27 protein-coding genes are annotated in these 26,342 nt (G+C 63.4%); 20 read left to right on the forward strand and 7 right to left on the reverse strand.

Going from position 1 to position 26,342, the window contains the following annotated elements; all coding sequences use genetic code 11:
• Nucleotides 1-55: 55 nt before the first annotated feature.
• From ABVK50_RS25715 to gndA, 3 genes are all read left to right on the forward strand, one after another.
• Nucleotides 56-943 carry a hypothetical protein gene (locus ABVK50_RS25715; protein WP_353643885.1) on the forward strand — a complete coding sequence of 296 codons (888 nt, stop codon included), beginning with the start codon at nt 56-58 and terminating at the stop codon, nt 941-943.
• Between the two features lie 244 nt (nt 944-1,187).
• Nucleotides 1,188-1,619: a Fur family transcriptional regulator gene (locus ABVK50_RS25720; RefSeq protein WP_353643884.1), complete on the forward strand. Its 432-nt coding sequence runs from the start codon at nt 1,188-1,190 to the stop codon at nt 1,617-1,619.
• Between the two features lie 55 nt (nt 1,620-1,674).
• Nucleotides 1,675-3,096 carry an NADP-dependent phosphogluconate dehydrogenase gene (gene gndA, locus ABVK50_RS25725; protein WP_353643883.1) on the forward strand — a complete coding sequence of 474 codons (1,422 nt, stop codon included), beginning with the start codon at nt 1,675-1,677 and terminating at the stop codon, nt 3,094-3,096.
• Here gndA and ABVK50_RS25730 read toward each other — a convergent pair.
• Nucleotides 3,093-4,142 (reverse strand): LacI family transcriptional regulator, encoded by a 1,050-nt coding sequence (locus ABVK50_RS25730; RefSeq protein WP_353643882.1) that lies wholly within the window; start codon nt 4,140-4,142, stop codon nt 3,093-3,095. The two genes, gndA and ABVK50_RS25730, sit on opposite strands and share 4 nt — an antisense overlap.
• 353 nt (nt 4,143-4,495) lie before the next feature.
• On the opposite strand from ABVK50_RS25730, the gene ABVK50_RS25735 reads away from it, so the two are divergent.
• From ABVK50_RS25735 to mgrA, 7 genes are all read left to right on the forward strand, one after another.
• Complete coding sequence (locus ABVK50_RS25735; RefSeq protein ID WP_353645812.1) at nt 4,496-5,734, forward strand: ABC transporter substrate-binding protein; 1,239 nt, start codon at nt 4,496-4,498, stop codon at nt 5,732-5,734.
• Between the two features lie 67 nt (nt 5,735-5,801).
• Nucleotides 5,802-6,704 carry a sugar ABC transporter permease gene (locus ABVK50_RS25740; protein ID WP_353643881.1) on the forward strand — a complete coding sequence of 301 codons (903 nt, stop codon included), beginning with the start codon at nt 5,802-5,804 and terminating at the stop codon, nt 6,702-6,704.
• Nucleotide 6,705: 1 nt separating this feature from the next.
• Nucleotides 6,706-7,647 carry a carbohydrate ABC transporter permease gene (locus ABVK50_RS25745; RefSeq protein WP_353643880.1) on the forward strand — a complete coding sequence of 314 codons (942 nt, stop codon included), beginning with the start codon at nt 6,706-6,708 and terminating at the stop codon, nt 7,645-7,647.
• A 4-nt stretch (nt 7,648-7,651) separates the two neighbouring features.
• Nucleotides 7,652-8,740, forward strand: coding sequence for an ABC transporter ATP-binding protein (locus ABVK50_RS25750; protein WP_353643879.1), 1,089 nt, complete (start codon nt 7,652-7,654; stop codon nt 8,738-8,740).
• Nucleotides 8,741-8,778: 38 nt separating this feature from the next.
• Complete coding sequence (locus ABVK50_RS25755) at nt 8,779-9,525, forward strand: sugar phosphate isomerase/epimerase (RefSeq protein WP_353643878.1); 747 nt, start codon at nt 8,779-8,781, stop codon at nt 9,523-9,525.
• A gap of 12 nt (nt 9,526-9,537) precedes the next feature.
• Nucleotides 9,538-10,680, forward strand: a complete 1,143-nt coding sequence (locus tag ABVK50_RS25760; RefSeq protein WP_353643877.1) for a Gfo/Idh/MocA family oxidoreductase — start codon at nt 9,538-9,540, stop codon at nt 10,678-10,680.
• 60 nt (nt 10,681-10,740) lie between these two features.
• Complete coding sequence (gene mgrA, locus ABVK50_RS25765; RefSeq protein WP_353643876.1) at nt 10,741-11,787, forward strand: L-glyceraldehyde 3-phosphate reductase; 1,047 nt, start codon at nt 10,741-10,743, stop codon at nt 11,785-11,787.
• Nucleotides 11,788-11,803: 16 nt separating this feature from the next.
• On the opposite strand, the gene ABVK50_RS25770 is transcribed toward mgrA, so the two are convergent.
• From ABVK50_RS25770 to ABVK50_RS25785, 4 genes are read right to left on the reverse strand one after another with little or no spacing between them, the layout of a single operon-like run.
• The gene (locus ABVK50_RS25770; RefSeq protein WP_353643875.1) at nt 11,804-12,778 is read right to left on the reverse strand and encodes an NAD(P)-dependent oxidoreductase; all 975 of its coding nucleotides are present in this window, start codon (nt 12,776-12,778) and stop codon (nt 11,804-11,806) included.
• A gap of 3 nt (nt 12,779-12,781) precedes the next feature.
• The gene (locus ABVK50_RS25775; protein ID WP_353643874.1) at nt 12,782-13,498 is read right to left on the reverse strand and encodes a FadR/GntR family transcriptional regulator; all 717 of its coding nucleotides are present in this window, start codon (nt 13,496-13,498) and stop codon (nt 12,782-12,784) included.
• Complete coding sequence (locus ABVK50_RS25780; RefSeq protein ID WP_353643873.1) at nt 13,495-14,670, reverse strand: mandelate racemase/muconate lactonizing enzyme family protein; 1,176 nt, start codon at nt 14,668-14,670, stop codon at nt 13,495-13,497. Before ABVK50_RS25780 ends, ABVK50_RS25775 begins: the two co-directional genes overlap by 4 nt.
• Before the next feature lie 22 nt (nt 14,671-14,692).
• Entirely contained in the window at nt 14,693-15,580 is an 888-nt protein-coding gene (locus ABVK50_RS25785) for a sugar phosphate isomerase/epimerase family protein (RefSeq protein WP_353643872.1), read from the reverse strand.
• A gap of 384 nt (nt 15,581-15,964) precedes the next feature.
• Here ABVK50_RS25785 and ABVK50_RS25790 point away from each other — a divergent pair, with 384 nt between their 5' ends.
• From ABVK50_RS25790 to ABVK50_RS25810, 5 genes are all read left to right on the forward strand, one after another.
• Nucleotides 15,965-17,026: a sugar phosphate isomerase/epimerase gene (locus ABVK50_RS25790; RefSeq protein WP_353643871.1), complete on the forward strand. Its 1,062-nt coding sequence runs from the start codon at nt 15,965-15,967 to the stop codon at nt 17,024-17,026.
• A gap of 147 nt (nt 17,027-17,173) precedes the next feature.
• The gene (locus ABVK50_RS25795) at nt 17,174-18,346 is read left to right on the forward strand and encodes a Gfo/Idh/MocA family oxidoreductase (RefSeq protein ID WP_353643870.1); all 1,173 of its coding nucleotides are present in this window, start codon (nt 17,174-17,176) and stop codon (nt 18,344-18,346) included.
• A 180-nt stretch (nt 18,347-18,526) separates the two neighbouring features.
• Nucleotides 18,527-18,841 (forward strand): metalloregulator ArsR/SmtB family transcription factor, encoded by a 315-nt coding sequence (locus tag ABVK50_RS25800; protein ID WP_353643869.1) that lies wholly within the window; start codon nt 18,527-18,529, stop codon nt 18,839-18,841.
• Nucleotides 18,838-19,224, forward strand: a complete 387-nt coding sequence (locus tag ABVK50_RS25805; RefSeq protein ID WP_353643868.1) for an SRPBCC domain-containing protein — start codon at nt 18,838-18,840, stop codon at nt 19,222-19,224. The genes ABVK50_RS25800 and ABVK50_RS25805 overlap by 4 nt, the downstream gene beginning before the upstream one ends.
• Before the next feature lie 38 nt (nt 19,225-19,262).
• Nucleotides 19,263-19,880, forward strand: coding sequence for an ATP-dependent Clp protease proteolytic subunit (locus ABVK50_RS25810; RefSeq protein ID WP_353643867.1), 618 nt, complete (start codon nt 19,263-19,265; stop codon nt 19,878-19,880).
• Nucleotides 19,881-19,885: 5 nt separating this feature from the next.
• Here the strand turns inward: ABVK50_RS25810 and ABVK50_RS25815 are convergent, their stop codons facing one another.
• Nucleotides 19,886-21,475, reverse strand: a complete 1,590-nt coding sequence (locus ABVK50_RS25815) for a peptide chain release factor 3 (RefSeq protein WP_353645811.1) — start codon at nt 21,473-21,475, stop codon at nt 19,886-19,888.
• 109 nt (nt 21,476-21,584) lie between these two features.
• Between ABVK50_RS25815 and ABVK50_RS25820 the strand changes: the two genes are divergently transcribed.
• Nucleotides 21,585-21,902 (forward strand): metalloregulator ArsR/SmtB family transcription factor, encoded by a 318-nt coding sequence (locus ABVK50_RS25820; protein ID WP_353643866.1) that lies wholly within the window; start codon nt 21,585-21,587, stop codon nt 21,900-21,902.
• Nucleotides 21,899-22,384 (forward strand): SRPBCC family protein, encoded by a 486-nt coding sequence (locus ABVK50_RS25825; protein ID WP_353643865.1) that lies wholly within the window; start codon nt 21,899-21,901, stop codon nt 22,382-22,384. Before ABVK50_RS25820 ends, ABVK50_RS25825 begins: the two co-directional genes overlap by 4 nt.
• A 32-nt stretch (nt 22,385-22,416) precedes the next feature.
• On the opposite strand, the gene ABVK50_RS25830 is transcribed toward ABVK50_RS25825, so the two are convergent.
• Nucleotides 22,417-23,517: a DNA alkylation repair protein gene (locus tag ABVK50_RS25830; protein ID WP_353643864.1), complete on the reverse strand. Its 1,101-nt coding sequence runs from the start codon at nt 23,515-23,517 to the stop codon at nt 22,417-22,419.
• A 234-nt stretch (nt 23,518-23,751) separates the two neighbouring features.
• On the opposite strand from ABVK50_RS25830, the gene dut reads away from it, so the two are divergent.
• From dut to ABVK50_RS25845, 3 genes are all read left to right on the forward strand, one after another.
• Nucleotides 23,752-24,225 (forward strand): dUTP diphosphatase, encoded by a 474-nt coding sequence (gene dut / locus ABVK50_RS25835; RefSeq protein WP_353643863.1) that lies wholly within the window; start codon nt 23,752-23,754, stop codon nt 24,223-24,225.
• A 122-nt stretch (nt 24,226-24,347) separates the two neighbouring features.
• Nucleotides 24,348-25,154, forward strand: coding sequence for an isocitrate lyase/phosphoenolpyruvate mutase family protein (locus ABVK50_RS25840; protein WP_353643862.1), 807 nt, complete (start codon nt 24,348-24,350; stop codon nt 25,152-25,154).
• A gap of 184 nt (nt 25,155-25,338) precedes the next feature.
• Complete coding sequence (locus ABVK50_RS25845; RefSeq protein ID WP_353643861.1) at nt 25,339-26,340, forward strand: proline racemase family protein; 1,002 nt, start codon at nt 25,339-25,341, stop codon at nt 26,338-26,340.
• The last annotated feature ends 2 nt before the right edge of the window (nt 26,341-26,342 follow it).

A 26,342-nucleotide genomic window follows, 5' to 3' on the forward strand; every position in this document is an offset into this window, starting at 1 on the left:
ATTCTTGTCCACCCCCTCCCCATCCCGCGCGAAAATCCCTTGAAAGGAGGCGGCGATGGACTGGAATGCTGCGATCGAGAAAAACCGTGAGGCGCTGAAGCGCGTGCTGGCCATGCTCGTCGGCATGGCCGGGCTGCGGGGACAGTTTACTTTCTTTCCGCAGAATGACGCTGCGGCTTCGGGGCTGGCGCAGGCGGAAAAAAGTAAACTCTCCCCAGCGCCAACCCTGCCGCGCCATCTTCACCGCGCCGTGCTGCGCCTGCTGCGCCCGGCCGAAGCGGCGGCGCGGCGGCTGATCATCGTGGCCGCGCGCGGGATCGTCGTCGCCTTGCCGCCGGCCCGCCCGTACACGCCGAAACTGGCCGCGATCCCGCGCACCGGCGTCGGCACCGGCATCGTGATGCCGCGCAACGTCCCTCATCCTGAGGTGCGAGGCGAAGCCGAGCCTCGAAGGAGGCTCTGCCTGCCGCTCTTCGATCCGCTGCCACGATGGGGCGGCAGCAAGCGGCCGGCGGCGAGCGGGGTTCCGCGCATCTGCCTCCCGGGTCTGACGGAACCGTTTCCCGTTGCCGGCGCGCCCGCGCCCGACGACCCGGTCGACGCCACGCGTCTCAATCTGCGTCTGCAAGCGCTCGGCCGCGCGCTGGAAGACCTGCCGCGAGAGGCAAGGCGTTTTGCCCGCTGGCGGGTACGGGGCCGCGACGCCGCAGGCGCGCAAAATGGAAAAAGTCCGGATGCCGCAGGCGCGCAAAATGGAAAAAGCCCGGACGCCGCAGGCGCGCAAAACAGGAACCACGGTGCCGGCCCGTTTCGCCGCGTCTGGCCGTTGCGTCCCGGCCGTCCGCCCGGCGGGCGGCGCCGGCCCGACCATGAGGTCCACGACATCTTGAACGTCGTCCACGGCCTGGCTTTCTGGGCTCTGCAGCGCCCCGACACGTCCTGACGCAAGCGGCCGGCGCCGAGTGCAAGGAATGGGGAGGGATCAATGGCCAGGGCCGGAAGGCAGCGTGGCGATGGAGGCGTTCGTGCCGGGGACAGTTTACTTTCTTTCCGCGGAAAGGTGGCTGCAGTCGAAGCGTTCGCGCGGGCGGAAAAAAGCAAACTGTCCCCTGCGGCACGAGGCGAGGTGGGGCGTTTAGCGCCCCCGACTCTTTGCAACTGACTGTCATCTGGCGCATAGTCGAACCATGGCGAAAACGAAGAATCAGAATCCCGACTACGAAAAAATGCTGCGCAAGGCGGGGGTCAGGATCACCCGTCCGCGGCGCATCATTCTCGGCATATTGTCGGACGCGGGCGACCATCCCGACGCGCTCGAGATCTTCCGCCGCGCGGTCGCCGTCGACGGCAGCATCTCGCTCTCCACCGTCTATCGCACCATGAAGCTGATGGAGGGCATGGGCGCCATCCACCGCCACGCCTTCGAGGGCGGGCCGTCGCGCTTCGAGCAGGCCGGCGGCGACCATCACGACCACCTGATCGACATCGAAAGCGGCGACGTCATCGAGTTCAAGTCCGACCGGATCGAACAGCTCCAGGACGAGATCGCCAAAAGGCTCGGCTACGACATCGTGCACCACCGGCTCGAACTCTACGGCCGCAAGCGCCGTACCGGTTGACGAGGCGCGCCCGGCGCGTCAATCATCGCCGCCGCAATCACAAGGAGCCGGACAAATGCAGGAAGCCGAAATCGGCCTGATCGGGCTCGGCGTCATGGGCTCCAATCTGGCGCTCAACATCGCCGAGAAGGGCCACCGCATCGCGGTGTTCAACCGCACCCATGCCCGCACCGAGGCCTTCGCCGCATCGGCCGGCAGCCTGCGCGGCATGGTCGTGCCCTGCGCATCGATCGAGGAGCTCGCCGCCGCCATCCAGCCGCCGCGCCCGGTCATCATCATGGTTCAGGCGGGAAAACCGGTCGACGAGCAGATCGCCTTGCTGCGCGGCGCGCTTTCGGCGGGCGACATCATCATCGACGCCGGCAACGCCAATTTCCGCGATACGGTGCGGCGCTTTTCCGAGCTCGAAGGCTCCGGGCTGACCTTCATCGGCATGGGCGTTTCGGGCGGCGAGGAGGGCGCGCGCCACGGCCCGTCGATCATGGTCGGCGGCACGCCCGAATCCTGGGCCCGCGTCGAAAAGATACTCACCGACATTTCGGCCAAATACGAGGGCGAGCCCTGCGCGGCCTGGCTGGGCCCCGGCGGCGCCGGGCATTTCGTCAAGACCATCCACAACGGCATCGAATATGCCGACATGCAGATGATCGCCGAGATCTACGGCATATTGCGCGACGGGCTCGGCATGCCGGCCAGGGAGATCGGCGCGGTGTTTTCCGGCTGGAACCGCGGCCGGCTGAACTCTTATCTCATCGAGATCACGGCGGAAGTGCTCGCCACTGAGGATCCGCAGACCGGCCAGCCCATGGTCGACATCATCCTCGACCGCGCCGGCCAGAAGGGCACCGGCAAATGGTCGGTTATCGAGGCGCAGACGCTCGGCGTCTCGGCCACCGCGATCGAGGCAGCGGTCTCGGCGCGCATATTGTCGTCGATCAAGACCGAGCGCGAGGCGGCCGAGCGGGTTTACGGAAGCGGCGGCGTTTCGGCCTTCGCCGGCGAGCGCGAAGCGGTGCTGCGCGATCTCGAGCTTGCGCTGCTCGCCGGCAAGGTAGCCGCCTATGCGCAGGGGTTCGCCGTCATGGACGCGGCGTCGAAGGAATTCGGCTGGAACCTGCCGCTGCCTACCATCGCAAAGATCTGGCGCGCCGGCTGCATCATCCGCTCGCAATTTTTGGGCGCCATCGCCGAGGCTTTTGCCGGCGGCGCGGTGTCCAACCTGCTTATGACACCCGCCTTTGTGGATATGATGAAGGAGGCGCATCCTTCATTGAGAAGCATCGTGGCGCGCGCCTCCGAATCCGGCCTGCCCGTGGCGGCCCTGTCTTCCGCGCTCGCCTATTTCGACCTCTACCGCCAGGGCCGCGGCACCTCCAACCTCATCCAGGCGCAGCGCGACTTCTTCGGCGCGCACGGCTTCGAGCGCATCGACGCGGCCGGCGCGCATCACGGCCCGTGGGGGAGCGGAGCGAGCTAGAGCGCCGACGGCTCGACCGCCTGCGGCACCGAAAGGCTTTGCAGCGATTGCGGGGCCTTCCCGCCGATCCAGCCCAGCACCGAGCGCGCCAGTTCGCGGCCGGCGAGCCGGAAATCCTCGTTGATGAGGTGCAGCTCGGGCCGGAACAGATGCAGGATCGGCGACGACTGTTTTGACACCACGTCGACATCGCGCCCGAGCTTCAGCCCGGCATCCTCTATGCCCGCCACCAGCGCCAGCGTCGCCGCCGCCGCGCTGCTGACGAAGCCGTCCGGGCGGTTCTCGCGGCGCACCAGCTGCGCCGTGCGGGCGCGGATCTGCTCCATCGAATGGTCGATCGACACCGTGTTGAACGGGATTTCGCCCGCCCCGGTCTCAGACAGCGCGTCGGCGAACCCGTCCACCGTATGCTGGTGATAGGTCAGTCCCTGCGGCGGCGTCAGCAGGGCCAGCCTGCGCCGGCCAAGGCTTGCCAGCCGCCGCACCGCCTCGACCGCGAAGGCGTGATTGTCGAAATCGTGGAACGGGTGCGCCAGCCCGGTTTCGGTGCGGCCGTGGGTGGCGAAGGGAAAATTGCGCTCGACCATGTAGCGCACGCGCGGGTCGTCCGGCTGTGTGCGCGAAATGATGATGCCGTCGGCCGATCCGGTTTCGACCACATAGCGCACAGGATCCATCGGATCCTGGACATGCGAATAGGGCGTCACGATCAGATGGTATGGGGTCGCCGCCAGCACCTCCGAGACGCCGTAGATGATATCCGACACGAAGCTCATGATCTGCTCGTCGGTGTTGAGCACCAGGCTGATGACGTTGGTCTTGCCGGTCCTGAGCCTGACGCCGGCGCGGTTCGGCCTGTAGCCGACCTGCCGGGCGACGAGCTGCACCCGCCGCCGCGTCTCCTCGCCGATCTCCGGCGCATCCTTCAGCGCGCGCGAAACCGTGGTGACGCCCAACCCGGTCATGAAGGCGATCGTCTTCAAGGTTGGGCGCCCGGCCTCGTCGGGCCGGAGCGTCTCGTTATCGTGCAGCACTTCCTTGTCCATGGCCCCCGCCTACCAGCCATCCGTCAAAAGCGACAAACGCGGCAACAGCCTGTAGCATGGACCCGGCCGCGCAGTTTCGCAAGTATCTGAAACGTTACAGATTGTTCGGGCGCTCGGCGGGTCGTTAGGTGCGGAGTCTCCCGCGATCCTGAGCGGATGGGTTGTAGTGGATGACGCAGCGCAGCAAAGAACTGCTGCGCTGCAGCACCATTTCGCCGAATAAGCATTAAATTCGCGGCACGAAAAAAAGAGACTTCGAATGCGATAGGCCGTTGCGTCGGAGTTCGCATTCGCTTAGCGTGTAACCTGTAACGTTTCAGATTCAGGGAGGAACAGCGATGCGTTATAGGCAGATGCGTTATAGGCACATGACCGCAATCCTTGCGGCGACCGTTGCATTGAACTTCGCGGCGCCGGCATCCGCCGTCGATCTCGAAGTCACCCACTGGTGGACGTCCGGCGGCGAGGCCGCGGCCGTTGCCGAACTCGCCAAGGCCTTCAATGCTACGGGCAACAAGTGGATCGACGGCGCCATCGCCGGCGGCGGCAACACGGCGCGCCCGGTCATGATCAGCCGCATCACCGGCGGCGACCCGATGGCGGCGACGCAGTTCAATCACGGTCGGCAGGCGGAGGAATTGGTCGAGGCCGGCCTGATGCGCGATCTCACCGATCTCGCCACCAAGGAGAACTGGGCCGAGATCGTTCGTCCGAAGAGCCTGCTCGACGGCTGCACGCTCGACGGCAAGATCTATTGCGCCCCGATCAACATCCATTCCTGGCAGTGGCTGTGGCTCTCTAACAAGGCCTTCGAGGATGCCGGCGTGCCGGTGCCGAAGAACTGGGACGAGTTCGTCGCGGCCGCGCCGGCGCTCGAACAGGCCGGCAAGATCCCGCTCGCCATCGGCGGTCAGCCATGGCAGACGACCGGGGCCTTTAACGTGCTGATCCCGGCGATCGCCGGCAAGGATATCTTCCTGAAGGTTTACCAGGACAAGGATGAGACGGTAGCCGCCGGGCCTGAAATCGCCAAGGTATTCAAGGCCGCAGACGATGCACGCAAGATGGCGGCAAAGTCGAACGTCCAGGACTGGAACCAGGCCACCAATCTGGTCATCACCGGCCAGGCCGGCGGTCAGATCATGGGCGACTGGGCGCAGGGCGAGTTCCAGGTGGCCGGTCAGGTGGCCGGCAAGGACTATACCTGCCTGCCGGGGCTCGGCGTCAACGAACTCATCTCGACCGGCGGCGACGCCTTCTACTTCCCGAAGCTGGACGATGCGGACAAGACCGCCGCCCAGGAAGTCCTGGCCTCAACGATGATGAATCCCGCAACGCAGGTTGCCTTCAACCTGAAGAAGGGCTCCGTGCCGGTGCGCGGCGATGTCGACATCACGGCCGCCAATGACTGCATGAAGAAGGGCCTCGAGATTCTGGCCAAGGGTGACATCATCCCCGACACCAATCAGCTGAATACTGAGGACACCAACAACCAGCTCAACGATCTGTTCGTGGAGTTCTGGAAGACACCGTCGCTGACGCCTGAGGAGGCGCAGAAGCGTTACGCCGAGATCATCGCCGCGGCCGACTAGCCGAGCACACGTATAGCGGGCCGACCCGAGCACGGGCCGGCCTGCTTTCGCGCAACCGGAGCACGAGATGAGCATCGACGAGAGCGCGGCCATGCGCCGCCCCAGCCAACTGTTCAGGAATCTCAACGCCAAGATCGCGTCGATTCCGATGATCCTCACCGCCCTCGTCATTTTCGTCGGCGGCACGCTCTGGACGGTCCTCTATTCCTTTACCAATTCGCGACTGCTGCCAAGGCTGAATTTCGTCGGCCTCGACCAGTATGAGCGCCTCTGGTCGACGCCGCGCTGGCTGACCTCGATCGAAAACCTTCTTATCTACGGCATCCTTTCGCTGATCTTTTCACTGGTCATCGGCTTCCTGTTGGCCGCCCTCCTTGACCAGAAGATCCGGTTCGAGAACACGTTCAGGTCGATTTTCCTCTATCCCTTTGCGCTTTCCTTCATCGTCACCGGCCTCGTCTGGCAGTGGATTCTCAACCCCGACTTCGGCGTGCAGCACATCGTGCGCAGCCTCGGCTGGGAGAGCTTCACCTTCAATCCGCTCTACGACCAGCAGATCGTCATCTACGGTATTCTGATCGCCGGGCTGTGGCAGGGGACAGGGCTCGTCATGTGCCTGATGCTGGCCGGGCTGCGCGGCATCGACGAGGATATCTGGAAGGCAGCGCGGGTGGATGGCATTCCGATGTGGAAGACCTACCTCTTCATCGTCATCCCGATGATGCGGCCGGTGTTCATCACCACCCTGGTCATCATCGCCTCGGGCATCGTGCGGGTCTACGATCTCGTCGTCGCGCAGACCAGCGGAGGCCCCGGCCAAGCCTCCGAGGTGCCGGCGAAATATGTCTACGACTACATGTTCGCCGCCCAAAATCTCGGTCAGGGTTTTGCCGCCTCTACCATGATGCTGGTGACTGTCGCGGTCATCATCGTGCCGTGGGCCTATCTCGAATTCGGGCGGAGGCGATAAAATGTCCAATCCCACCACGCTTGCGGCGACCGTCGCCGGAGCCGATGCCGTCGCCGGCAGCCTGAGCGGCCCGCATGGGCCGAAACCTCGCGTCGCCTTCTCCCGCCGCAACATCATCATCTATGGCGCGCTGATTTTCGCGGCGGTCTACTACCTGCTGCCGCTCTATGTGATGGTCGTCACCTCGCTCAAGGGCATGCCGGAGATCCGGGTCGGCAACGTCTTTGCGCCGCCGCTCGAGATCACTTTCGAGCCCTGGGTGAAGGCCTGGGCGACCGCCTGCACCGGCCTCAACTGCGACGGACTGTCCCGCGGCTTCTGGAATTCGGTGCGCATCACCGTGCCCTCGGTCTTCCTGTCGATCGCCATCGCCTCGGTAAACGGCTACGCGCTCGCCAACTGGCGCTTCAAGGGCGCCGACATCTTCTTCACCATCCTGATCGTCGGCGCCTTCATTCCCTATCAGGTGATGATTTATCCGATCGTGATCGTGCTGCGCGAGATCGGCCTCTATGGCAGTCTGTGGGGACTGGTCATCGTGCACTCCATCTTCGGCATGCCGATCCTGACGCTGCTCTTCCGCAACTATTTCGCGTCTCTGCCGGAGGAGTTGTTCAAGGCGGCGCGCGTCGACGGCGCAGGGTTCTGGGGCATTTATCTCAGCATCATGCTGCCCATGGCGCTGCCGATCTTCGTGGTCGCCATCATCCTGCAGGTCACGGGCATCTGGAACGACTTCCTGTTCGGCATCGTCTACACCAAGCCCGATACCTATCCGATGACCGTGCAGCTTAACAACATCGTCAACTCCGTTCAGGGCGTGAAGGAATATAACGTCAACATGGCTGCGACCCTCATCACCGGCCTGGTGCCGCTCGTGATCTACTTCATCTCAGGGAAACTGTTCGTGCGCGGCATCGCCGCCGGCGCTGTGAAGGGCTGATTGCATGACCAGTGTTATCGTGCACGACGTGTCCTTGAATTTCGGCACCGTCGAAGTGTTGAAATCGCTCAATCTCGACGTTCCGGAAGGCGAGTTCCTGGTTCTTCTCGGGCCGTCCGGCTGTGGAAAATCCACGCTGCTCAACTGCGTGGCGGGTCTGCTCGACGTCTCCGCCGGCCAGATATTCATTAACGGCAAGAACGTCACCTGGGAGGAGCCTAAGGACCGCGGCATCGGCATGGTCTTCCAATCCTACGCGCTTTATCCGCAGATGACCGTCAAGGGCAACCTGACGTTCGGGCTGAAGAACGCCGGCGTCCCTAGGGATGAGATCGAAAAGCGCATCGCGCGGACGGCCGACATCCTGCAGATCGAGCCGCTTCTCGATCGAAAGCCATCCCAGCTTTCCGGCGGCCAGCGCCAGCGCGTTGCCATCGGTCGCGCTCTGGTGCGCGACGTCGATGTGTTCCTGTTCGACGAGCCGCTGTCCAATCTGGACGCCAAATTGCGCTCTGAACTGCGCGTCGAGATCAAACGGCTGCACCAGAAGCTGGCCAACACTATGATCTACGTCACCCACGACCAGATCGAGGCGATGACGCTTGCTGATCGCATAGCGGTCATGAAGGGCGGCGTCATCCAGCAGCTGGACGCGCCGCAGCAGATCTACAACCACCCGGTCAATCTCTTTGTCGCAGGCTTCATCGGCTCGCCAGGCATGAATTTCCTGGAGGGCGAACTGGAGATCGGCGCAGGCGCCAAGGTCAAGATCGGAGATGCTACAGTGCCGGTCGACCGCTACAAGTTCAACGGCAGCGGAACCCCGCCTGCAGGCCCCATGGTGCTCGGCATCAGACCCGAGCACATCGCCTTCGGCGATGCCGCCGACGCGATGCCGTTCGCGCAGGAAGCCGAAATCGAGATCGTCGAGCCTATGGGTTCCGACACGCTGGTCTGGACGAAGCTCGGTGGCCGGGATCTCGCCTTCCGAGTGGAATCGGAAAGGGCGTTGAGAACCGGCGACCGCGTCAGGATCGGCTTCGATCCCGCGCGCGCCTCGCTGTTCGACGCCGCGACCGGCAACCGCATCTGACATTCACCCCAATCAAAGCAGCACACGGGAAAGCCAAGATGGACTGGTCATTTCAACTCTATAGCGCGCGCAATTTTCAACCCTGGAGCGGAGTGCTCAAGAAGCTGGCCGAGCTCGGCTACAGGCAGGTCGAAGGATATGGCGGCATCTATGACGACCCGGCAGGCTTGCGTGCCGAACTCGACGGCAACGGGCTGACGATGCCGAGCGGACATTTCTCTATCGACATGCTCGAGAACGATTTCGCCGGCGCGGCCGCACTCGCCAGGACACTTGGAATGGGCATCATGGCCTGCCCCTATCTGATAGCCGACCAGCGGCCTTCGGACGCGGCCGGCTGGCAGGCGTTCGGCAGGAGACTGGCCGCCGTCGGCAAGGAGGCGAACAAGGCCGGCTTCCAGTTCGCCTGGCACAATCATGATTTCGAGTTCGTCCCGCTGGCCGACGGCAGCGTCCCGCAGCAGCACATACTCGACGCGGCGCCCGACATTGGCTGGGAGATCGACGTGGCTTGGGTCATTCGCGGCGGCGCTGATCCGATCGACTGGATCGACCGCTACGCCTCGCGCATCGTCGCCGTGCACGTCAAAGATATCGCTCGGCCGGGAGAGGCCGCCAACGAGGACGGCTGGGCCGATGTCGGCCACGGCACCGTCGGCTGGCGTAGCCTGATGCAGGATTTGCGAAGCAAGACCAAGGCGACGGTCTACGCCATGGAACACGACAATCCGAGCGACTTCGAGCGCTTCGCCAAGCGCTCGATCGACGCCGCAAAGACATTCTAGGAGCATTCGGAAATGGCAAGAAAACTGGGGGTCGGGGTCATAGGCTGCGGAAACATTTCCAAGGCCTATTTTTCCCTAGCGCCATTGTTCAAGGGCATCGAGATGCGCGCCTGCGCCGATATCAATCAGGAATCGGCAAAGGCGCGCTCCAAGGAATTCGGTCTGCGTGCCGAGACGGTGGACGGGCTCTTGAAAGCCGACGATGTCGACATCGTCGTGAACCTCACCATACCTGCGGCCCATTACGACGTGTCGAAGCAGATCCTCGACGCCGGCAAGCATGTTTATTCGGAAAAGCCGTTCGTGCTCTCGCTCAAGGACGGACAGGACCTGAAGAAACGCGCGGAGAAGCAAAATGTGCGCATCGGCTCCGCCCCCGACACGTTCTTCGGCGGCTCGCACCAACTGGCGCGCAGCCTGGTCGATTCCGGAAAGCTCGGAAAGATCACCAGCGGCACCTGTCATGTGATGAGCCACGGCATGGAGCACTGGCATCCCAATCCGGACTTCTTCTTCGTCGAGGGCGGCGGACCGATCCTCGATCTCGGACCGTATTACATCTCGAACCTGATCCAGCTCATCGGGCCGGTGAAGCGGGTCGCGGCGCTGACCTCCATCCCGGCTGCCGAGCGCACGATCACATCCAAGCCCCGAGCCGGCGAGAAAATCCCGGTCACCACGCCGACGACCATCCACGCTTTGATGGAATTCGCGTCCGGCGCTGCCGTGACATTCAACGCGAGCTGGGATGTCTGGCTGCACGGGCATTCACCGATGGAGCTTTACGGCGAACTGGGCACGATGCACGTGCCCGATCCCAATTTCTTCGGCGGTGACGTGCGCTTCAGCAAGGGCCCAAAGCCGGTCAAGAAAGTGCCCAAATGGGATCACCCGTTCGGCGTGCCCAACCAGATGCACTCGATGGGCATGATGGCAAATTATCGTACGGTGGGTCTGGCCGACATGGCTATCGGCATCATGGAAGGCCGGCCGCATCGCTGCTCGCTGGACGCTGCCTTGCACGCCATCGACGTTATGACCGGCATCCTGAAATCGGGCGAGACGGGCAAATTCGTCGAGATGCAGACGAGTTGCGAACGCCCGGCCGCAGTCGGCATAAGGGAAGCGAAGGCGCTTCTCGCCAAGCGGAAATAAGGCTATCGGAGGAGCGCGCTTGCGCGCTCCCCTTCCGCCGTCCGACCAGGAACCGAGAATATGAAATGGCATCCGGCTGAAAACCGCTACGAAACCATGCGCTACAACCGCTGCGGAAAATCCGGGCTAAAATTGCCCGCGATCTCGCTCGGCCTGTGGCACAATTTCGGCGAGGACACGCCGCACCGCACCAAGCTTGCGATCTGCCGCAAGGCCTTCGACCTCGGCATCACGCATTTCGATCTCGCCAACAACTACGGTCCGCCGCCCGGGTCGGCTGAGATCGCTTTCGGTGAAATATTGCTCAGCGATTTCGCCGGCTATCGCGACGAGATGATCATCTCGACCAAGGCCGGCTACGACATGTGGCCCGGACCCTATGGCGAGTGGGGCAGCCGCAAATATCTGCTGGCGAGCCTCGACCAGAGCCTGAGGCGCATGGGTCTCGACTATGTCGACATCTTCTACTCGCACCGCTTCGATCCGGAGACGCCGCTGGAAGAAACCATGATGGCGCTGGACCAGGCGGTCCGGTCCGGCAAGGCGCTCTACGCCGGCATCTCGTCCTACAATTCGCAGCGCACGCGCGAGGCGGCCGCCATATTGCGGGACCTTGGCACGCCGCTCCTGATCCACCAGCCCAGCTATTCGATGATCAACCGCTGGGTCGAGGATGACGGGCTCCTTGACACGCTCGATGGCATCGGCATTGGCTCGATCGTCTTCTCGCCGCTGGCGCAGGGCATGCTGACCGCCAAATATCTCGACGGCATTCCGCAGGAAAGCCGGGCCGCGCAGGGCAAGTCGCTCAGGCAGACATTCCTCAACGACCACACGATTTCGAACATCAGCGCGCTCAACGCCATCGCAGAGAAGCGCGGGCAGACGCTCGCGCAGATGGCGCTGGCCTGGGTGCTGCGCAAGGGCCGCGTCACGTCGGCGCTGATCGGCGCCAGCCGCCCCGAGCAGGTCGAGGATTGTGTCGGCGCGCTGAAATCCCCGGATTTCAGCGATCAGGAACTGGCCGAGATCGACCAGCACGCACGCGACGCCAACATCAATTTATGGGCCAAATCGGCGGAACGCGAAGGTCCGGCGCGGAAATAGCGCCGCGGGTCGGGATTTAATCGGGAAACCGCCGCCTGTAGTGCTCGACCGCTTCGGGATTGCACAGATTGACCGGGAGCCCGCCGCCGAGCACCCGGATCGCCTCCTCGGCCGCGCCGACGCCCATCCGCATCATGCTTTCCTCGGTGATGCCGGCCAGATGCGGCGTGACGATCACATTGTCGAAGGAAAAATAGGGATGGTCGGCCGGCAGCGGCTGCGTGGCGAAGACATCCAGCGCCGCGCCGCCGATCTTCCTGCCGGCCAAGGCTTTCAGGAGCGCGGCGTCGTCGATAACGGGGCCACGCGATACGTTGACGAGCAATGCGTCCGGCTTCATCTGCCGGATGCGATCCTGACTGATCAAACCGGTGGTCTCCAAAGTCAGCGGACAGCAAAGCACGATGATGTCGCTTTGCCGGACGAGGTCGTCGATATTGGCGAATGCCACGTTTTCGGGCAGGTTCCTGCGATCGCGGGTATTGGCGATCACCTCCAGGCCAAAGCCGAACCGTGCGATGTGGGCGACTTCGGTGCCGACATTGCCCATGCCGATGATGCCCATGGTGCGGCCGGCCAGTTCGCCGGCCGAATTGGCGTGGTTGCGCCCCGCGAGCCAGCCTTTTGCCCGCAGGTCGCGGTCCATGGCGCGAAATCGCCGGAGCAGGGCCAGCGTCACGAGGAAGACATGCTCGGCGACGGAGCGCGCGTTGACGCCAGGCACGTTGGCGACCAGCACGCCTGCATTCGTTGCGGCCTCGACCGGAATCATGTCGAGCCCGGCCCCGTGCCGGATCGCTGCGCGCAATCCCGGCGCGCGCTCGAACAGCAAGGCCGGCAGCGGCGCGCGCACGATGATGATCTCGGCATTCGCCGTTTCGCGCGCCAGCGTCTCGGCGTCCGGCGCCGAAGCGACTACGAACTCGCCCGCTTTGGACAGCATGTCCGTCGCCTGGCGGTGCAGTTCATGCGTGGAAAAGATGACCGCCACGGTTCAGGCCGTCTCGAGCGCCGGGTCAGGCGGTTCCGCTCCCATGCCGCTGATCAGACCCTTCCAGTAACTCTCCGCCCCCTGCAAATGGGCGCTCATCAGCGCCTGGGCAAGATTGCCGTCGCGCCTGAGCAGTGCATCGAAAATCTGCAGGTGCTCGGCATGCGACCTCTGCCCGCGCGCCGGGTCGTTGAAATAGATCGGCAGCCTCTGCTCGCCCATGACATAATAGATGCTGCAGACCTTGTAAAAAACGCTGTTCTTGGTGGCCCGCACGATCTCCAGGTGAAAGTCCCGGTCTTCCTTGGCCAGGCCCTCGCCGGCCGCTAATCGCTCCTCCGAGGCGCGGAGAATTTCGCGCAGGCGCTCGTAATTCTCCTCGGTGGCCCTGCTGCAGGCGAGCTCGGCCGCCTTGATCTCATGAATCTTGCGCAACTCGACCGTCTCGTAGATTTGGATCGGGTCGAGCGGCACGCCGGCCTTGGCGAACAGCGCCATGGCCTCGACGCTGGCCTGGCGCGTGGTCAGGTAGATGCCAGATTTGGCGCGCCTTTCGACGATGCGCATGGCTTCCAGTATCGCCAGCGCCTCGCGGATCTGGCCGCGGCTCACCGAAAAATGGTCCGCGAGCTCGCGCTCCGAAGGGGTGCGTCCCGTCTCGGAATTCGAACAGGAGAACAGATAGGCTGCGAGTTCCGCGAGCAGGTTCTTGTCTTTCATTGTCGTACGCTCTGTGCGTGGGCCTCCAGGAACCGCTTTGAGACCGTGAAGCCCAGCCCCGGAGAATCCGGAATGGCGACCATGCCGTCTTCGATCCGTACCGTCTCCTCGACCAGATCATGGATCATCGGGTTGGCGCCGACCGAATATTCGATGGTGAAGCTGGCTGGCGATGCGGCGCAGACATGCAGACCGGCGAAGAAGCAGGGCGCCCCGGCCCACAGATGCGGCGCCAGCCGCAGGTTGAACGCACTGGCGATGGTGCCGATCTTCATCGCCTCGCTTATGCCGCCGCAGAAGGCGGGATCGGGCTGGAAGATGTCCGCTGCTTTCAGGACCGCGAGGTCGCGGAAGGCGTAGCGCGTCGCCTCGCTTTCGCCGACTGCGACGGGAATACTGGAGGCGGCGCGCACCTCCGCCATGCCGGCCTTGTCGTCGGCGATCACCGGCTCCTCGAACCAGGCGAGATCGCAGTCCGACACCGATTGGGCGAAGCGTTTGGCTTCGGCGACCGTGTAGGTGCCGTGGGCATCGACCATCAGCTCGACTTCCGGCCCGAGCGCGGCTCGGGCGGCGCGGACACGGGCAGCCGAGATGTGCGAAGCGCCGTCCATCGCGCCGACGCGCATCTTCACGCCCCGAAAGCCTCCCTGGTCGACATAGGACTGGAGCTGTTCGCCGATCTTGTCGGCGGCAGCCCAGCCGCCGGAAGCATAGGCCGGCATGCGGTCGAGCTTGCGGCCGCCGAGTAGCCGCCAGACCGGCTGGCCGAGCGACTTTCCGAGAATGTCCCACAGCGCAATATCGACCGCGCTGATCGCCGCGATCGACAGCCCGCGGCGTGCAAGTTGCGGCATGGCATGGCCTGACGCCGCCGCGGTTTCGTGGCGCACGCCATTGTAGAGCATTTCCCAGATGACGCCGATGTCGCCGGCATGCCGGCCGATCAGTTGCGGCCCGACTTCATGGTTCAGCATGTGAACGAGCGCGCCATAAGAGCCGGCGCTGCCCGCGGCGTTCTTGCCCTCTCCCCACCCGACCAGGCCGTCATCGGTTTCGATGCGCAGAATGGCGGCGTCGAACGTCCGCACCTGGCCGAAATCGCTGCGATGCTGGCGGCTTGCTTCGATGGGCACCCTGACCCACCAGGCTTGGACCTGTTTGATGCGCATCCAGTTGCCGGACCTTCGCCCCTTACCTGATCAACGGCAGGATGGTTTCTGCCGTGATGCGCATCTGGTCGGTGTAGAACTTTTCCGTCAGCACGCTGGAGCCGTGGTCCTGGATGAACTTCAGCTGCTCGGGCGAGATGTCGACGGGATTGCGCTCGACCATTTCCGGGTAGCGGTTGGCCGGGGTGCGGTCGACCGGAGCGACGAATTCGTTGGTGAGAGCGCCGTCGTAGCCAATGTCCTTCAGCACGTGGACGATTTTCTTCCAGTCGATCGTGCCAAGCCCGGCGGCAAAGCGGTTGTTGTCGGCAATATGGAAGTCGAACAGGCGCTTGCCGGCTTTGCGGATAGCCTCCTCGACGTCGAACTCCTCCATGTGAAGATGGTATGCGTCGAGGCAGACGCCGCATTCAGGGCTGACCGCGTCGGCCAGCGCCAACGCCTGTTCGCCGCGGTTGAAGAGGTAAGTCTCGAACCGGTTGAGCGGCTCGATCGCGACACGCACGCCGACCTTCTGGGCGTGGGCGAAGCATTCCTTGGTGGCGTCGACCACCCATTCCCACTCTTCCTCCTCGGTGCCGTCAGGCACGACCTTGCCAACCGTCGCGGGTACGAGCGTGATGATCTCGCCATCGAGTTCGCTCACCATTGTCAGCACGTCCTTGACGTACTGTACGGAGCGCTCGCGCTGACCCTGGTCCCTGGCGGCAAGGTTGCGCTCGCCAAGCATCAACGTGACCGCGCCCCAGCAGCGTATTCCGTATTCCTTCAAAAGCTTGCGCGTCTCGGCCGGCTTGTATTGTTCGGGCTCGCCGGAAATCTCGATCGACTCGTAGCCAAAATTCTTGATCCGCCTGAGTGTGACTTCCAACGGCTCGGCTCGCATCCAGTTATGCGTCGAAAGATGCATGTTTCTCTCTCCCGGAACTTACCTGCATTGCTTTCACCAAGCGGTGAAAGCATGATTTCCTCCCGAACGGGACGCCAGCCGATCAGACGAACTGGTTCTACCAATTGGGTATATGGCGATATCTAACGCATTTCCAATGTCGTCGCAAGGCGAGCTCAAGTGAGCCGCTTGCCTAGTGTCAAATAGCTGATAACAAAGGAAAATGTGCGGGATTAGCCGCTTGCCGCGGCTTCATTCCGGAAGAACAGCCGGCTTGACCGGCTCTCAGGATTTGGTATTACCAGAGAGGTAATCGAGAACGGCATTTGATCTCATAGTTGCGAATGGCCCGGCCTGTTGCGGCCGTCAAGGATATTCGCTGGTTGATTTGGAAGGGAGTGAGGCATGGCGGCGACGATGAAGGGTCCGGGAATATTTCTGGCGCAATTCGCGGGTGATGCGGCTCCTTTCAATTCGCTGAAGAGCATAACCAAATGGGCCGCAGGGCTGGGGTACAAGGGCGTCCAGATCCCGACCTGGGACGGGCGCCTGTTCGATCTGAAGAAGGCGGCGGGCTCGAAGGACTATTGCGACGAGGTGAAGGGCGTCTGCTCCGAGGCCGGTGTCGAGATCACCGAATTGTCGACGCATCTCCAGGGCCAGCTCGTCGCCGTGCACCCAGCCTATGACAGCCAGTTCGACGGTTTTGCGCCGCCGGAAGTACACGGCAATCCGAAGGCTCGCCAGCAATGGGCGGTCGAACAGATGCTTTTCGGCGCGAAGGCTTCAGAAAATCTCGGCCTCAAGGCATCGGTGTCGTTTACCGGCGCTCTCGCTTTTCCCTACCTCTATCCATGGCCGCAGCGCCCGGCCGGCCTGATCGAAGAGGCGTTCGCCGAACTCGGCAAGCGTTGGAAGCCGATCCTCGACGCCTATGAGGATGCCGGCGTCGATATCGGCTACGAGATCCATCCCGGAGAGGATGTGTTCGACGGTGCGACTTTCGAGATGTTCCTCGACGCGGTCGGAGGCCACAAGCGCTGCAACATTAACTACGATCCTTCGCATTTCCTCCTGCAGCAGCTCGATTATCTGGCCTTCATCGACATCTATCACGAGCGCATCAAGGCCTTCCATGTCAAGGACGCCGAGTTCAATCCGGACGGCCGGCAGGGCGTCTATTCCGGCTATCAGGGCTGGGTCAACCGCGCCGGCCGGTTCCGCTCGCTCGGCGACGGCCAGGTGGATTTCGGCGGCATCTTCTCGAAACTGGCGCAGTACAATTACGACAGCTGGGCGGTGCTCGAATGGGAATGCTGCCTGAAGCATCCGGAGGATGGCGCGGCCGAAGGCGCGCCTTTCATCCAGCACCACATCATCCGGGTGACGGAAAGGGCATTTGACGATTTCGCCGGGGCCAAGCCCGACCGGGCCGCGCTCAGGAAGGTGATGGGGATCGAAGATTAAGCGCGGGGGCGCTGGGTGGCGGATGAGGAGGCGACCGGGGGCGTCTCCTCATCCGGCCTCTCTCGGATTGATTTAATCGCGGCAAGCGCAGCAAAAATAGGCCGGGGACGACGGCCCGGCAAATACATTAGCGGAGAGACAATAAGCATGGTCGGCGCATCGAAGACTGAAACCGTATCCGGACCGATCCGCTATGGCATGGTCGGCGGCGGGCAAGGCGCCTTCATCGGCGCCGTGCATCGCATCGCCGCCCGGATGGATGGCGAGTTCCAGCTTGTCGCCGGCGCGCTGTCGTCCGATCCGGAACGGGCCAAGGCCTCCGGCGCCGAAATCGGTCTTGATCCCGAGCGCAACTACGCTTCCTTCCAGGAGATGGCAAAGGCAGAAGCCAAGCGGCCGGACGGCATCGAGGCCGTAGCCATCGTCACGCCGAACCACGTTCACTATCCCGCTGCGAAAGCCTTTCTCGAAGCCGGCATCCACGTCATCTGCGACAAGCCGCTGACCTCGACGCTGGCCGATGCGAAGAAGCTCGCGGCGTTGGTGGAAAAGACCGGCAAGGTGTTCGTGCTCACGCACAATTACACTGCCTATCCGATGGTGCGGCAGGCGCGTGAAATGGTCCAGAAAGGCCTGCTCGGCGAAATCCGCGTCGTCCAGGCGGAATACCCGCAGGACTGGCTGACCGAAGATCTTGCCGCGACCGGCCAGAAGCAGGCGGCGTGGCGCTCCGACCCCAAGCGGTCGGGTGCCGGCGGCGCGACCGGCGACATCGGCACGCACGCCTACAATCTGGCGCGTTTCGTCACCGGGCTCGAACTCGACAGCCTGTCAGCCGATCTCGACGCCTTCGTGCTGGGCCGAAAGCTCGATGACAACGCCCATGTCATGCTGCGTTTCGCGTCGGGAGCCAAGGGCATGATCTGGGCGAGTCAGGTGGCCCCTGGCCATGAGAACGGACTGAAGCTGCGTGTCTACGGGACCAAGGGCGGCATTGAATGGGTGCAGGCCGACCCCAACTATCTCTGGTACACGCCGTTCGGCCAACCGAAGCAGCTGATCACCCGCGCCGGCGCCGGCGCGAGCCCGGCCGCCGCCCGGGTGACTCGTGTTCCGTCGGGTCATCCGGAAGGTTATCTAGAAGGCTTCGCCAACATTTATACGGAGGCGGCCAAGGCCATTCGCGCCGCACGCAAGAAGAATAGCAAGCCGCCCCGCGACGTAATTTTCCCGACGGTTCAGGACGGCGTCGAAGGCGTCGCCTTCGTCGAGGCCTGCGTCAGATCGTCGAAGAAAAACGCTGCCTGGACAAAGCTCTAGAGTACGATCCCGAAAGGCAGACTTTCGGGACAGATCATGCGGCTGACAAGTTCCACAGGGGGTGGGGCGGGCGGACCGGGGTAGGAGCGATCCTGCCCCCGGTCCGCTTTTTGCTGCACCGAATTCCCCCAGCCAAAATATCCGCTTGCACAACTCATAAGTAAATGCTTATCTGTTGGCATGAGCGAGACAGACATCTTCCGTGCCTTGGCCGATCCGACCCGCCGTGCGGTGCTCGAGCGTCTCGCCGGCGGCGAACTCAACGCGACGGAAATCCGCAACGGGCTCGACATGTCGCAACCGGCCGTATCGCAGCATCTCGCCGTGCTGCGCCAGGCGGGGCTGATCAGCGAGGAGCGCGCCGGGCGTAATGTGCGCTACCGGCTTCGCGCCGATGGCCTTTCGCCGCTGCATGACTGGCTCGGACGTCACCGCGCCTTCTGGCCGGAGCGCATCGACAGGCTGAAGACACTGCTCAAGGAGATGGACCAATGATGCCTGCGCCCAAGCCGGACGAAGCCGTGACGTTCGAGTATGAACTCGACGCCTCTCCCGAAAAGGTCTGGCGGGCGCTCACCGTGCCCGAGCTTCTCGCTCAATGGCTGCCGGGCGGCAGCCCGGCGCAGGATGATGCGCCGAACAAAGGCCGCTTTTCCGCTATCGAGACAATCGAATCCAAGCCGCTCGAAATGGTCCGTTACGGGCTGCGCGAGGCCGGCGCCGAGGCCGGGCTCGAGGGCAGCACCGTCACCTTCGAACTGCGCCCGACGGCAAATGGCGGCACGTGGCTGCGGCTGGTGCATGTCGCGACCGACGCGCGGCCGCGCATCCGCGCCCCGGCCGCCAACGGCAATGTGCTGATGCGCGCCGCCGCCTAGTCCCGCAATCAAATCGCTATCTCGAAAGGAATTCGCGCATGCGCGACATGATGAATCTCGTCCCTATGGTCGTCGAGCAATCGAACCGCGGCGAACGCTCCTTCGACATTTTCTCGCGGCTCCTGCGAGAGCGCATCGTTTTCGTAACCGGCACGGTCGAGGACGGGATGGCCTCGCTGATCTGCGCGCAGCTTCTGTTCCTGGAATCGGAGAACCCGAAGAAGCAGATCTCCATGTACATCAATTCGCCGGGCGGCGTCGTCACCAGCGGGCTGGCGATCTACGACACCATGCAGTTCATCTCGAGCCCGGTTGCGACGCTGTGCATGGGCACCGCGCGGTCGATGGGCGCGTTCCTGCTGATGGCCGGCGAGGCGGGCCTGCGCGCGGCGCTACCCAATTCGAGCATATTGGTGCACCAGCCGTCAGGCGGCTTCCAGGGCCAGGCGTCCGACATCGAGCGGCACGCCGAAGACGTGCTGAAGACAAAGCGCAGGCTGAATGAGCTTTATGCCAAGCACTGCGGCAGGAGCTATGGCGAGGTCGAACGCAAGCTCGACCGCGACCACTTCATGACTGCCGAGGAGGCGAAGGAGTGGGGCATCGTCGACCATATCCACACCAGCCGCGATGTGCCTGCTTTGCCGGCCTTCTGAGCCCCTTACGCCGCCTCACGCACCTGATAGTCCTTGACCGCCGTGAAGCGGATCGCCTTGCAGCGCTCCGCTTCATAGTTCAGCGAAAAGGCGTGCTGGGCCAGAAATACCGGGTCGTCGTCGAGATCGCGGGCGATGTCGCCGCGATGCGCGTCGATGAAGCGGTGCAGTTCGGCCGAGCTGTCTGCGGCGATCCAGCGGCAGATGGAAAAGCGCGACATTTCGAAGTCGACCGGCAGCGTGTATTCGATTTTGAGCCGCTCCTTCAGCACGTCGAGCTGCAGCGCGCCGACAACGCCGACGATCGCCGGCGAGCCATCTTCCGGCGAGAACAGTTGCACAACGCCCTCCTCGGCCATCTGGTGCAGCGCCTCTTTCAGCTTCTTGGCTTTCATGGCGTCGCCGAGACGGACGCGGCGCAATATCTCCGGCGCAAAGTTCGGCACGCCCCGGAACAGGATGTCTTCGCCTTCGGTCAGCGTGTCGCCGATACGCAGCGTTCCATGGTTGGGAATGCCGACCACATCGCCGGCATAGGCCTCGTCGGCGGTGACGCGGGTGCGAGCGAAGAAGAATTGCGGCGCCGACAGGCTCATCGGCTTGCCGGTCCGCACCAGCTTCGCCTTCATGCCGCGCTCGAGCTTGCCCGAGCAGATGCGAACGAAAGCGATGCGGTCGCGGTGGTTGGGGTCCATATTGGCCTGGATCTTGAACACGAAGGCCGACATGTCCTGTTCGGTCGCCTCGACCTTGCGGGTGTCGGCCTCCTGCGCGCGCGGCGCGGGGCCGTAATCCGCCAGTGCCTCGATCAGGTCGCGCACGCCGTAATTGCGCAGCGCCGAGCCGAAATAGACCGGCGTCAGGTGGCCTTCGCGGAAGGCGTCATTGTCGAAAGGCCGGCAGGCCCCGCGGGCAAGCTCCAGCTCCTCGATGAAGGCTTCGCGCTCATTGTCGGGCAGCAGGCCGGCGACCCGGTTGGAATCCGGTCCGTTGACGGGAGTACGCTCCTTCTCCGCGTCGCCGCGGCGCACGGCATTCTGCGCCAGGTGGTAAGTGCCGGCAAATGTCTTGCCGCGGCCGATCGGCCAAGTGATGGGCGCGGTGTCGAGCGCCAGCTTCTGTTCGATCTCGTCGAGGATTTCGAACGGATCGCGGCTCTCCCGGTCCATCTTGTTGACGAAGGTGACGATCGGGATGTCGCGCAGCCGGCAGACCTCGAACAGCTTCAGCGTGCGCGGTTCGATACCCTTGGCGGCGTCGATGACCATGACCGCGCTGTCGACCGCGGAGAGCGTGCGATAGGTGTCGTCGGCGAAATCCTCGTGGCCCGGCGTGTCCAGGAGGTTGAAGACTGTGTCGTCATATTCGAAGGTCATCACCGAGGTGACCACGGAGATGCCGCGCTCGCGCTCGATCTTCATCCAGTCGGAACGCGTCTGGATGCGGTCCTTCTTGGCCTTCACCTCGCCGGCGAGCTGGATGGCGCCGCCGAACAGAAGCAGCTTTTCCGTGAGCGTCGTCTTGCCGGCGTCCGGGTGCGCGATGATCGCGAAAGTGCGGCGGCGCGCTACCGCCTGCTTGATGTCTTGAGCCATGTCAGGATTCCGGTGAATGGCGGCTATATAGCCATGCGCATCGGCCATGTCGAGAAACGCGCCCGCCGTCGCCATTGACATTATAATCAGCTTACACTTATGATAAGTCATGGCTGATAATTCGGCGCAGATGGCCGCTCTCGGCGACGCGACACGCAGACATATCTTCGAGCTGATCGCGGAGCGTCCGCGCTCGGTCGCCGAGCTGACGCGAGCCATGCCGGTGTCGCAGTCCGCGGTGTCGCAGCACCTGAAGGTGCTGAAGGAGACGAGTCTGGTGCGCATCGAGCCGAAGGGCGCCAGCAACATCTATCACATCGATCCGGCCGGTCTCGGCATGATGCGGGCCTGGCTCGACCGATTCTGGAGCAAGACTCTGGCGGCCTACAAGCTGGCCGTCGAGCAATCACCGGAGGAGTCAGAATGAACACGCAAATACCAATTACGGCCGTGAAGCAGTCAGTCGTGGTCGAGGCTTCGATCGAGCGCGCGTTCAAGGTCTTCACCGAGGACTTCGGCAGTTTCAAACCCCGCGAGCACAACATGCTCGCCGTCCCGATCGCGGAGACAGTGTTCGAGCCTTGGGTCGGCGGCCAAATCTACGACCGTGGCGTCGACGGCAGCGAGTGCCGCTGGGCGCGGGTGCTGGCCTACGAGCCACCCCAACGAGTGCTGCTCAGCTGGGACATCAGCCCGCGCTGGCAGATCGAGACTGATCCGGACAAGACCAGCGAGTGGGAGGTGCGGTTCACTGTTGAGACGGCGAACCGGACCCGCGTCGACCTTGAGCATCGGAAGCTGGAACGCCACGGCCAAGGCTGGGAAGGCGTACGCGAAGGTGTTGCTGGCGACCGGGGCTGGCCGCTTTACTTGCAGCGGTTCGCCGACCTGTTCGGCCGGCAAGTGTGAAGTTGCCGGTTGACGGGAGTGGAGGCAATCGCTCAGATCGTCAGGTCGAAGCCGCTTTCCGCCACCGCTTCGCCATTCACCATCAGTTCGACGCGATGGAAGCCCGCATTGTGCTTGCGCGTGGTGAAGTCCCTGACCGTCTGGCTGATTGCGAGTTCGCATTCGCCGCCTGGCAGAAGCTCGGTCTCCTTGAGCTTGAACACCTTTCGCGAGACGCCGTTCTTCTTGGGATAATGCACGGCATAGTCGATGACGAGCCGCTGCGCAGCTTTCGAGGTCGAGCCCAGCCTCGCCCGGGTCGTGATGCGCTCGCCAAGCTTTATCTCCGCCGGCTCCACGGCAAAGGCCTCGACCTTGATCTCGGCCTTGCCTGTCGTGCCGATCAGCGCAAGTGCTCGGCTGTCGCCCTTCTTGATCAGCGTCCTGAGCGCATGGCGCACGATCCAGGCCGTGCGCTTGTCTCCGAGATCCCAGCCGGCCGCCCGCTCGACCAGAATGTCCGGATGGTCCTTGCCGATGTCGTTCAGATGATTGGCAACGGATTTGCGCACATAGAGGCTCGGATCGGCTTTCAGCAGTTCCAGAATGGAGCCGGTCGGAGAAGGGTCGGCGATAAGGTTCTTGAGCTGAAACGACCAGGGAAGGCGTGGCCGCGAACCCTCGCTGGCGAGCCGGCGGACATGTTCGTTTTCGTCCTCCGCCCAGTTGCGCATGACAGCAATCGTCCGGTCGAAATCGGCGACAAGAAAATGCCGGATCGCGAACTCCGATGAGCCGAAGCGTGTGAAAAACTTTAGTGCGCCAAGCGACAGGTCGAAATGTTTCAGCCCGTAGAGTGCGACGAATTCCGAAAGCGTGATCGCTGCGAAATTATGGCCTATGCGCGGCGCGAGGTCCTTCAGAATCGGCAACGCTTCGGGAAAATCATGCGGCAGCGTCTCCTGCAGGCTGACGGCGGTCTGGCGCATCCGCTGCATGATGCCCAGTTCGTCGAGCCTGGCCGTCGCCAGTTTCAGGAAGCGCTCGCCGTCGAAGCGCGGCCAGACGGCCGCGGTTTCCTTCGCGATGTGGCTGAGCCGCTCGCGGTTGAAAATCTCCTTCAGCGCCGGCGCGGCCTCTGTCGAATCTGCCATCGTTGCCTCGTCCTTCGCAGACGGAAACTACACGCTCCTGCTGACAAAGGCTGTCAGGACGATCGGGCTTCGAACAGAAAAATTTGGAGTGGCCGCGGCCTTTTCCTCCGCTATCGGATGTTCTGCCGTGGTCATGGAGGAGGATGGAGGAGACGAAGGTGGCACGGTGAAAATTCGCTCCATGCCCTACTTGCCAGTTGACGCGGCAGCATCCGAGCACGATAGAACCGCTTCATGGAAAGCCCGGACCGAAAACGACCAAAGCTAGCTATCGTCCGCCTGCCGCACGGCGAGGATCTGCCGCTGCCGGCCTATGAGACCGCCGGTGCGGCCGGAATGGATTTGCGAGCGGCGGTGCCGGAAGACCGGCCATTGCTTATTCTGCCCGGCAGGCGCGCGCTGGCGCCGACCGGGCTTGTCTTCGAAATTCCCGACGGTTTCGAGGGGCAGGTACGTCCGCGCTCCGGCCTCGCCTTCAAGCATGGCATCACCTGCCTCAACACGCCCGGCACCATCGACAGCGACTATCGCGGCGAGATCATGGTGCTGCTGATCAATCACGGCGACGAGGCATTCGCCGTCACCCGCGGCATGCGCATTGCTCAGATCGTCTTCGCCCCGGTGACCCGTCTCGGTACCGAGGAGCGCGGCCTTGCCGGCGCAACCGGACGCGGCGCCGGCGGCTTCGGTTCCACCGGAACGGCCTGACGCCGGCCATCAGTTCGGCGGCAGATGTCAGGAGTGATCCAGCTCCCGCCGATTCCGGCTTTGCGCAGTGGCGGCGTCGGCACTACCGTCCAGCCTGACTCGGCCAATCGGAGATTAGGACCATGGACAAGGGCGCTACATTCAGGCGGCTGCACGACAGCACGTTCGTCATTCCCAATCCCTGGGATATCGGCACGGCAAAATTCCTGGCATCACTGGGGTTCAAGGCGCTGGCGACAACCAGCGCCGGCTACGCCTTTTCACGCGGCTTGCCGGACGGCGGCGTCGGGTTCGAGGCGATGATCGACCATTGCAGAGAATTGGCGTCGGCGACCGATCTGCCGGTTTCGGCCGATCTCGAAAAGGGCAAGGGCGACAGTCCGGAAAGTGCTGCCGAAACGATCTTCGCGGCCGAGGCTGCGGGGTTGTCCGGATGCTCGATCGAGGACCACACCGGCGAGCCGGGCAAGCCGATCTACGAATTTTCACATGCGGTCGAGCGGGTCGCGGCGGCGGTCGAAGCGGCTCGATCCCTGAAACGCGATTTCGTGTTCACGGCCCGCGCCGAGAACTTCCTCTGGAACCGCCCCGACATCGACGACACGATCAGGCGGCTCCAGGCTTTCGAGCAAGCCGGCGCCGACGTGCTCTACGCGCCCGGCATCGGCGACATCGATGCCATCCGGATCGTCTGCTCGGCGGTCGGCAAGCCGGTCAATGTGCTGGCCACTCCGAATTTCACCGTGAGAATGCTGGCTGAAACCGGCGCGCGGCGAATATCGCTGGGTTCCAAGCTGACGACGGTGGCATTCGGCGCTCTTGAGAAGGCGGCGCGGGAAATGCTCGATGCCGGCAGCTTCGAATTCTCGAGGCAGGGAGTCGCTTTCGGCGACCTCCAGGCGCTGTTTTCGAAGCGTGATAAAAACTGACAGGATTCGTGAACGAAATCGCTTCGTCCGCGTTTTCCGTGACGCAGGGCTAGGGCGGCGACATTCGGTTCGGCCGCCGAGTTGCGGATCATTCTCGCGGCTGGACGAGGCGGCGCAGGCGCCTGAAAGGGCTGCCGCGCCGCTTTCGCTTGACAAGTTCCGTTCGCCCTACATGCATGCGGGCATGGAAAAACTGACCGTCGTCGACATGCACACCGGGGGCGAACCGCTGAGGATCGTCACCGGCGGCTATCCGCCCATCCCGAGCGGCACGATCCTCGAAAAGCGCGCTTGGGTGCGCGATAATCTCGATCATCTGCGTAAAATCCTGATCTTCGAACCGCGCGGCCATTACGACATGTATGGCGCGCTGCTGGTCGAGCCGAACCTGCCGGACGCCGACCTTGCAGTGCTGTTCATGCACAATGAGGGCTATTCCACCATGTGCGGCCACGCTATCATCGCGCTCGGCCGCTACGCAGTCGACCAGGGCCTTGTCACGGCCCTCGAGCCCGTCACCACGGTCAATATCGAGTGCCCGTGCGGCATGGTTGTCGCCTCGGTCGAGATGAAGGACGGCAGGGCGGGCGCGGTATCGTTCGAAAGCGTGCCGGCGTTTCTGTTCGCGCGAGACCAGGCGGCGTCGCTCGACGGCTACGGCGAGACCGGCTTTGACATCGCCTATGGTGGGGCTTTCTACGCGCTTGCCGATTGCCGGCAGTTCGGCCTCCAATTCGGCCGGAGCCGCGCGCGCGATTTCGTTGATGCGGCCACCGCGCTGACGGAGAAGCTGAAGGCCGAATTCCCGCTATCGCATCCGGACCATGGCGACCTCGCCTTTCTCTACGGGACAATCCTGACCGATGGCGGCGACGGCTCCGGGGGCCGACCGACCAAAAATGTCTGCGTCTTTGCCGATGCCGAGGTCGACCGGTCGCCGACCGGCTCGGGCGTGACCGCCCGCCTCGCCGCAATGTACGCCGAGGGGCAAATCGCCATCGGCGAGACGCGGGTGTTCGAAAGCATCGTCGGCTCGCAATTCACCGGCACGGTCGCCCGCACGGCCAATGCAGGGCAGCATGATGCGATCATCGCGCGGGTGGGCGGGCAGGCATTTTACTCCGGGAAAGCGGAATTCATCGTCGAGGACGACGATACTTTGGGCCGCGGTTTCCTGATCCGCTGAAC

This window comes from Mesorhizobium sp. WSM2240 (assembly GCF_040438645.1).
Classification (GTDB): Bacteria; Pseudomonadota; Alphaproteobacteria; order Rhizobiales; family Rhizobiaceae; genus Allomesorhizobium.

Bases quoted from the DNA above. Each gene is read 5' to 3' on its own strand.
- gndA (WP_353643883.1), top strand. From the start codon at position 1,675: ATGCAGGAAGCCGAAATCGGCCTGATCGGGCTCGGCGTCATGGGCTCC.
- ABVK50_RS25830 (WP_353643864.1), bottom strand. From the start codon at position 23,517: ATGGCAGATTCGACAGAGGCCGCGCCGGCGCTGAAGGAGATTTTCAAC.
- ABVK50_RS25820 (WP_353643866.1), top strand. From the start codon at position 21,585: ATGGCTGATAATTCGGCGCAGATGGCCGCTCTCGGCGACGCGACACGC.
- ABVK50_RS25740 (WP_353643881.1), top strand. From the start codon at position 5,802: ATGAGCATCGACGAGAGCGCGGCCATGCGCCGCCCCAGCCAACTGTTC.
- ABVK50_RS25840 (WP_353643862.1), top strand. From the start codon at position 24,348: ATGGACAAGGGCGCTACATTCAGGCGGCTGCACGACAGCACGTTCGTC.
- ABVK50_RS25750 (WP_353643879.1), top strand. From the start codon at position 7,652: ATGACCAGTGTTATCGTGCACGACGTGTCCTTGAATTTCGGCACCGTC.
- ABVK50_RS25730 (WP_353643882.1), bottom strand. From the start codon at position 4,142: ATGGACAAGGAAGTGCTGCACGATAACGAGACGCTCCGGCCCGACGAG.
- ABVK50_RS25745 (WP_353643880.1), top strand. From the start codon at position 6,706: ATGTCCAATCCCACCACGCTTGCGGCGACCGTCGCCGGAGCCGATGCC.
- ABVK50_RS25775 (WP_353643874.1), bottom strand. From the start codon at position 13,498: ATGAAAGACAAGAACCTGCTCGCGGAACTCGCAGCCTATCTGTTCTCC.
- ABVK50_RS25720 (WP_353643884.1), top strand. From the start codon at position 1,188: ATGGCGAAAACGAAGAATCAGAATCCCGACTACGAAAAAATGCTGCGC.
- dut (WP_353643863.1), top strand. From the start codon at position 23,752: ATGGAAAGCCCGGACCGAAAACGACCAAAGCTAGCTATCGTCCGCCTG.
- ABVK50_RS25790 (WP_353643871.1), top strand. From the start codon at position 15,965: ATGGCGGCGACGATGAAGGGTCCGGGAATATTTCTGGCGCAATTCGCG.
- ABVK50_RS25760 (WP_353643877.1), top strand. From the start codon at position 9,538: ATGGCAAGAAAACTGGGGGTCGGGGTCATAGGCTGCGGAAACATTTCC.
- mgrA (WP_353643876.1), top strand. From the start codon at position 10,741: ATGAAATGGCATCCGGCTGAAAACCGCTACGAAACCATGCGCTACAAC.
- ABVK50_RS25825 (WP_353643865.1), top strand. From the start codon at position 21,899: ATGAACACGCAAATACCAATTACGGCCGTGAAGCAGTCAGTCGTGGTC.
- ABVK50_RS25755 (WP_353643878.1), top strand. From the start codon at position 8,779: ATGGACTGGTCATTTCAACTCTATAGCGCGCGCAATTTTCAACCCTGG.
- ABVK50_RS25805 (WP_353643868.1), top strand. From the start codon at position 18,838: ATGATGCCTGCGCCCAAGCCGGACGAAGCCGTGACGTTCGAGTATGAA.
- ABVK50_RS25780 (WP_353643873.1), bottom strand. From the start codon at position 14,670: ATGCGCATCAAACAGGTCCAAGCCTGGTGGGTCAGGGTGCCCATCGAA.
- ABVK50_RS25795 (WP_353643870.1), top strand. From the start codon at position 17,174: ATGGTCGGCGCATCGAAGACTGAAACCGTATCCGGACCGATCCGCTAT.
- ABVK50_RS25715 (WP_353643885.1), top strand. From the start codon at position 56: ATGGACTGGAATGCTGCGATCGAGAAAAACCGTGAGGCGCTGAAGCGC.
- ABVK50_RS25735 (WP_353645812.1), top strand. From the start codon at position 4,496: ATGCGTTATAGGCACATGACCGCAATCCTTGCGGCGACCGTTGCATTG.
- ABVK50_RS25845 (WP_353643861.1), top strand. From the start codon at position 25,339: ATGGAAAAACTGACCGTCGTCGACATGCACACCGGGGGCGAACCGCTG.
- ABVK50_RS25815 (WP_353645811.1), bottom strand. From the start codon at position 21,475: ATGGCTCAAGACATCAAGCAGGCGGTAGCGCGCCGCCGCACTTTCGCG.
- ABVK50_RS25785 (WP_353643872.1), bottom strand. From the start codon at position 15,580: ATGCATCTTTCGACGCATAACTGGATGCGAGCCGAGCCGTTGGAAGTC.
- ABVK50_RS25800 (WP_353643869.1), top strand. From the start codon at position 18,527: ATGAGCGAGACAGACATCTTCCGTGCCTTGGCCGATCCGACCCGCCGT.
- ABVK50_RS25810 (WP_353643867.1), top strand. From the start codon at position 19,263: ATGCGCGACATGATGAATCTCGTCCCTATGGTCGTCGAGCAATCGAAC.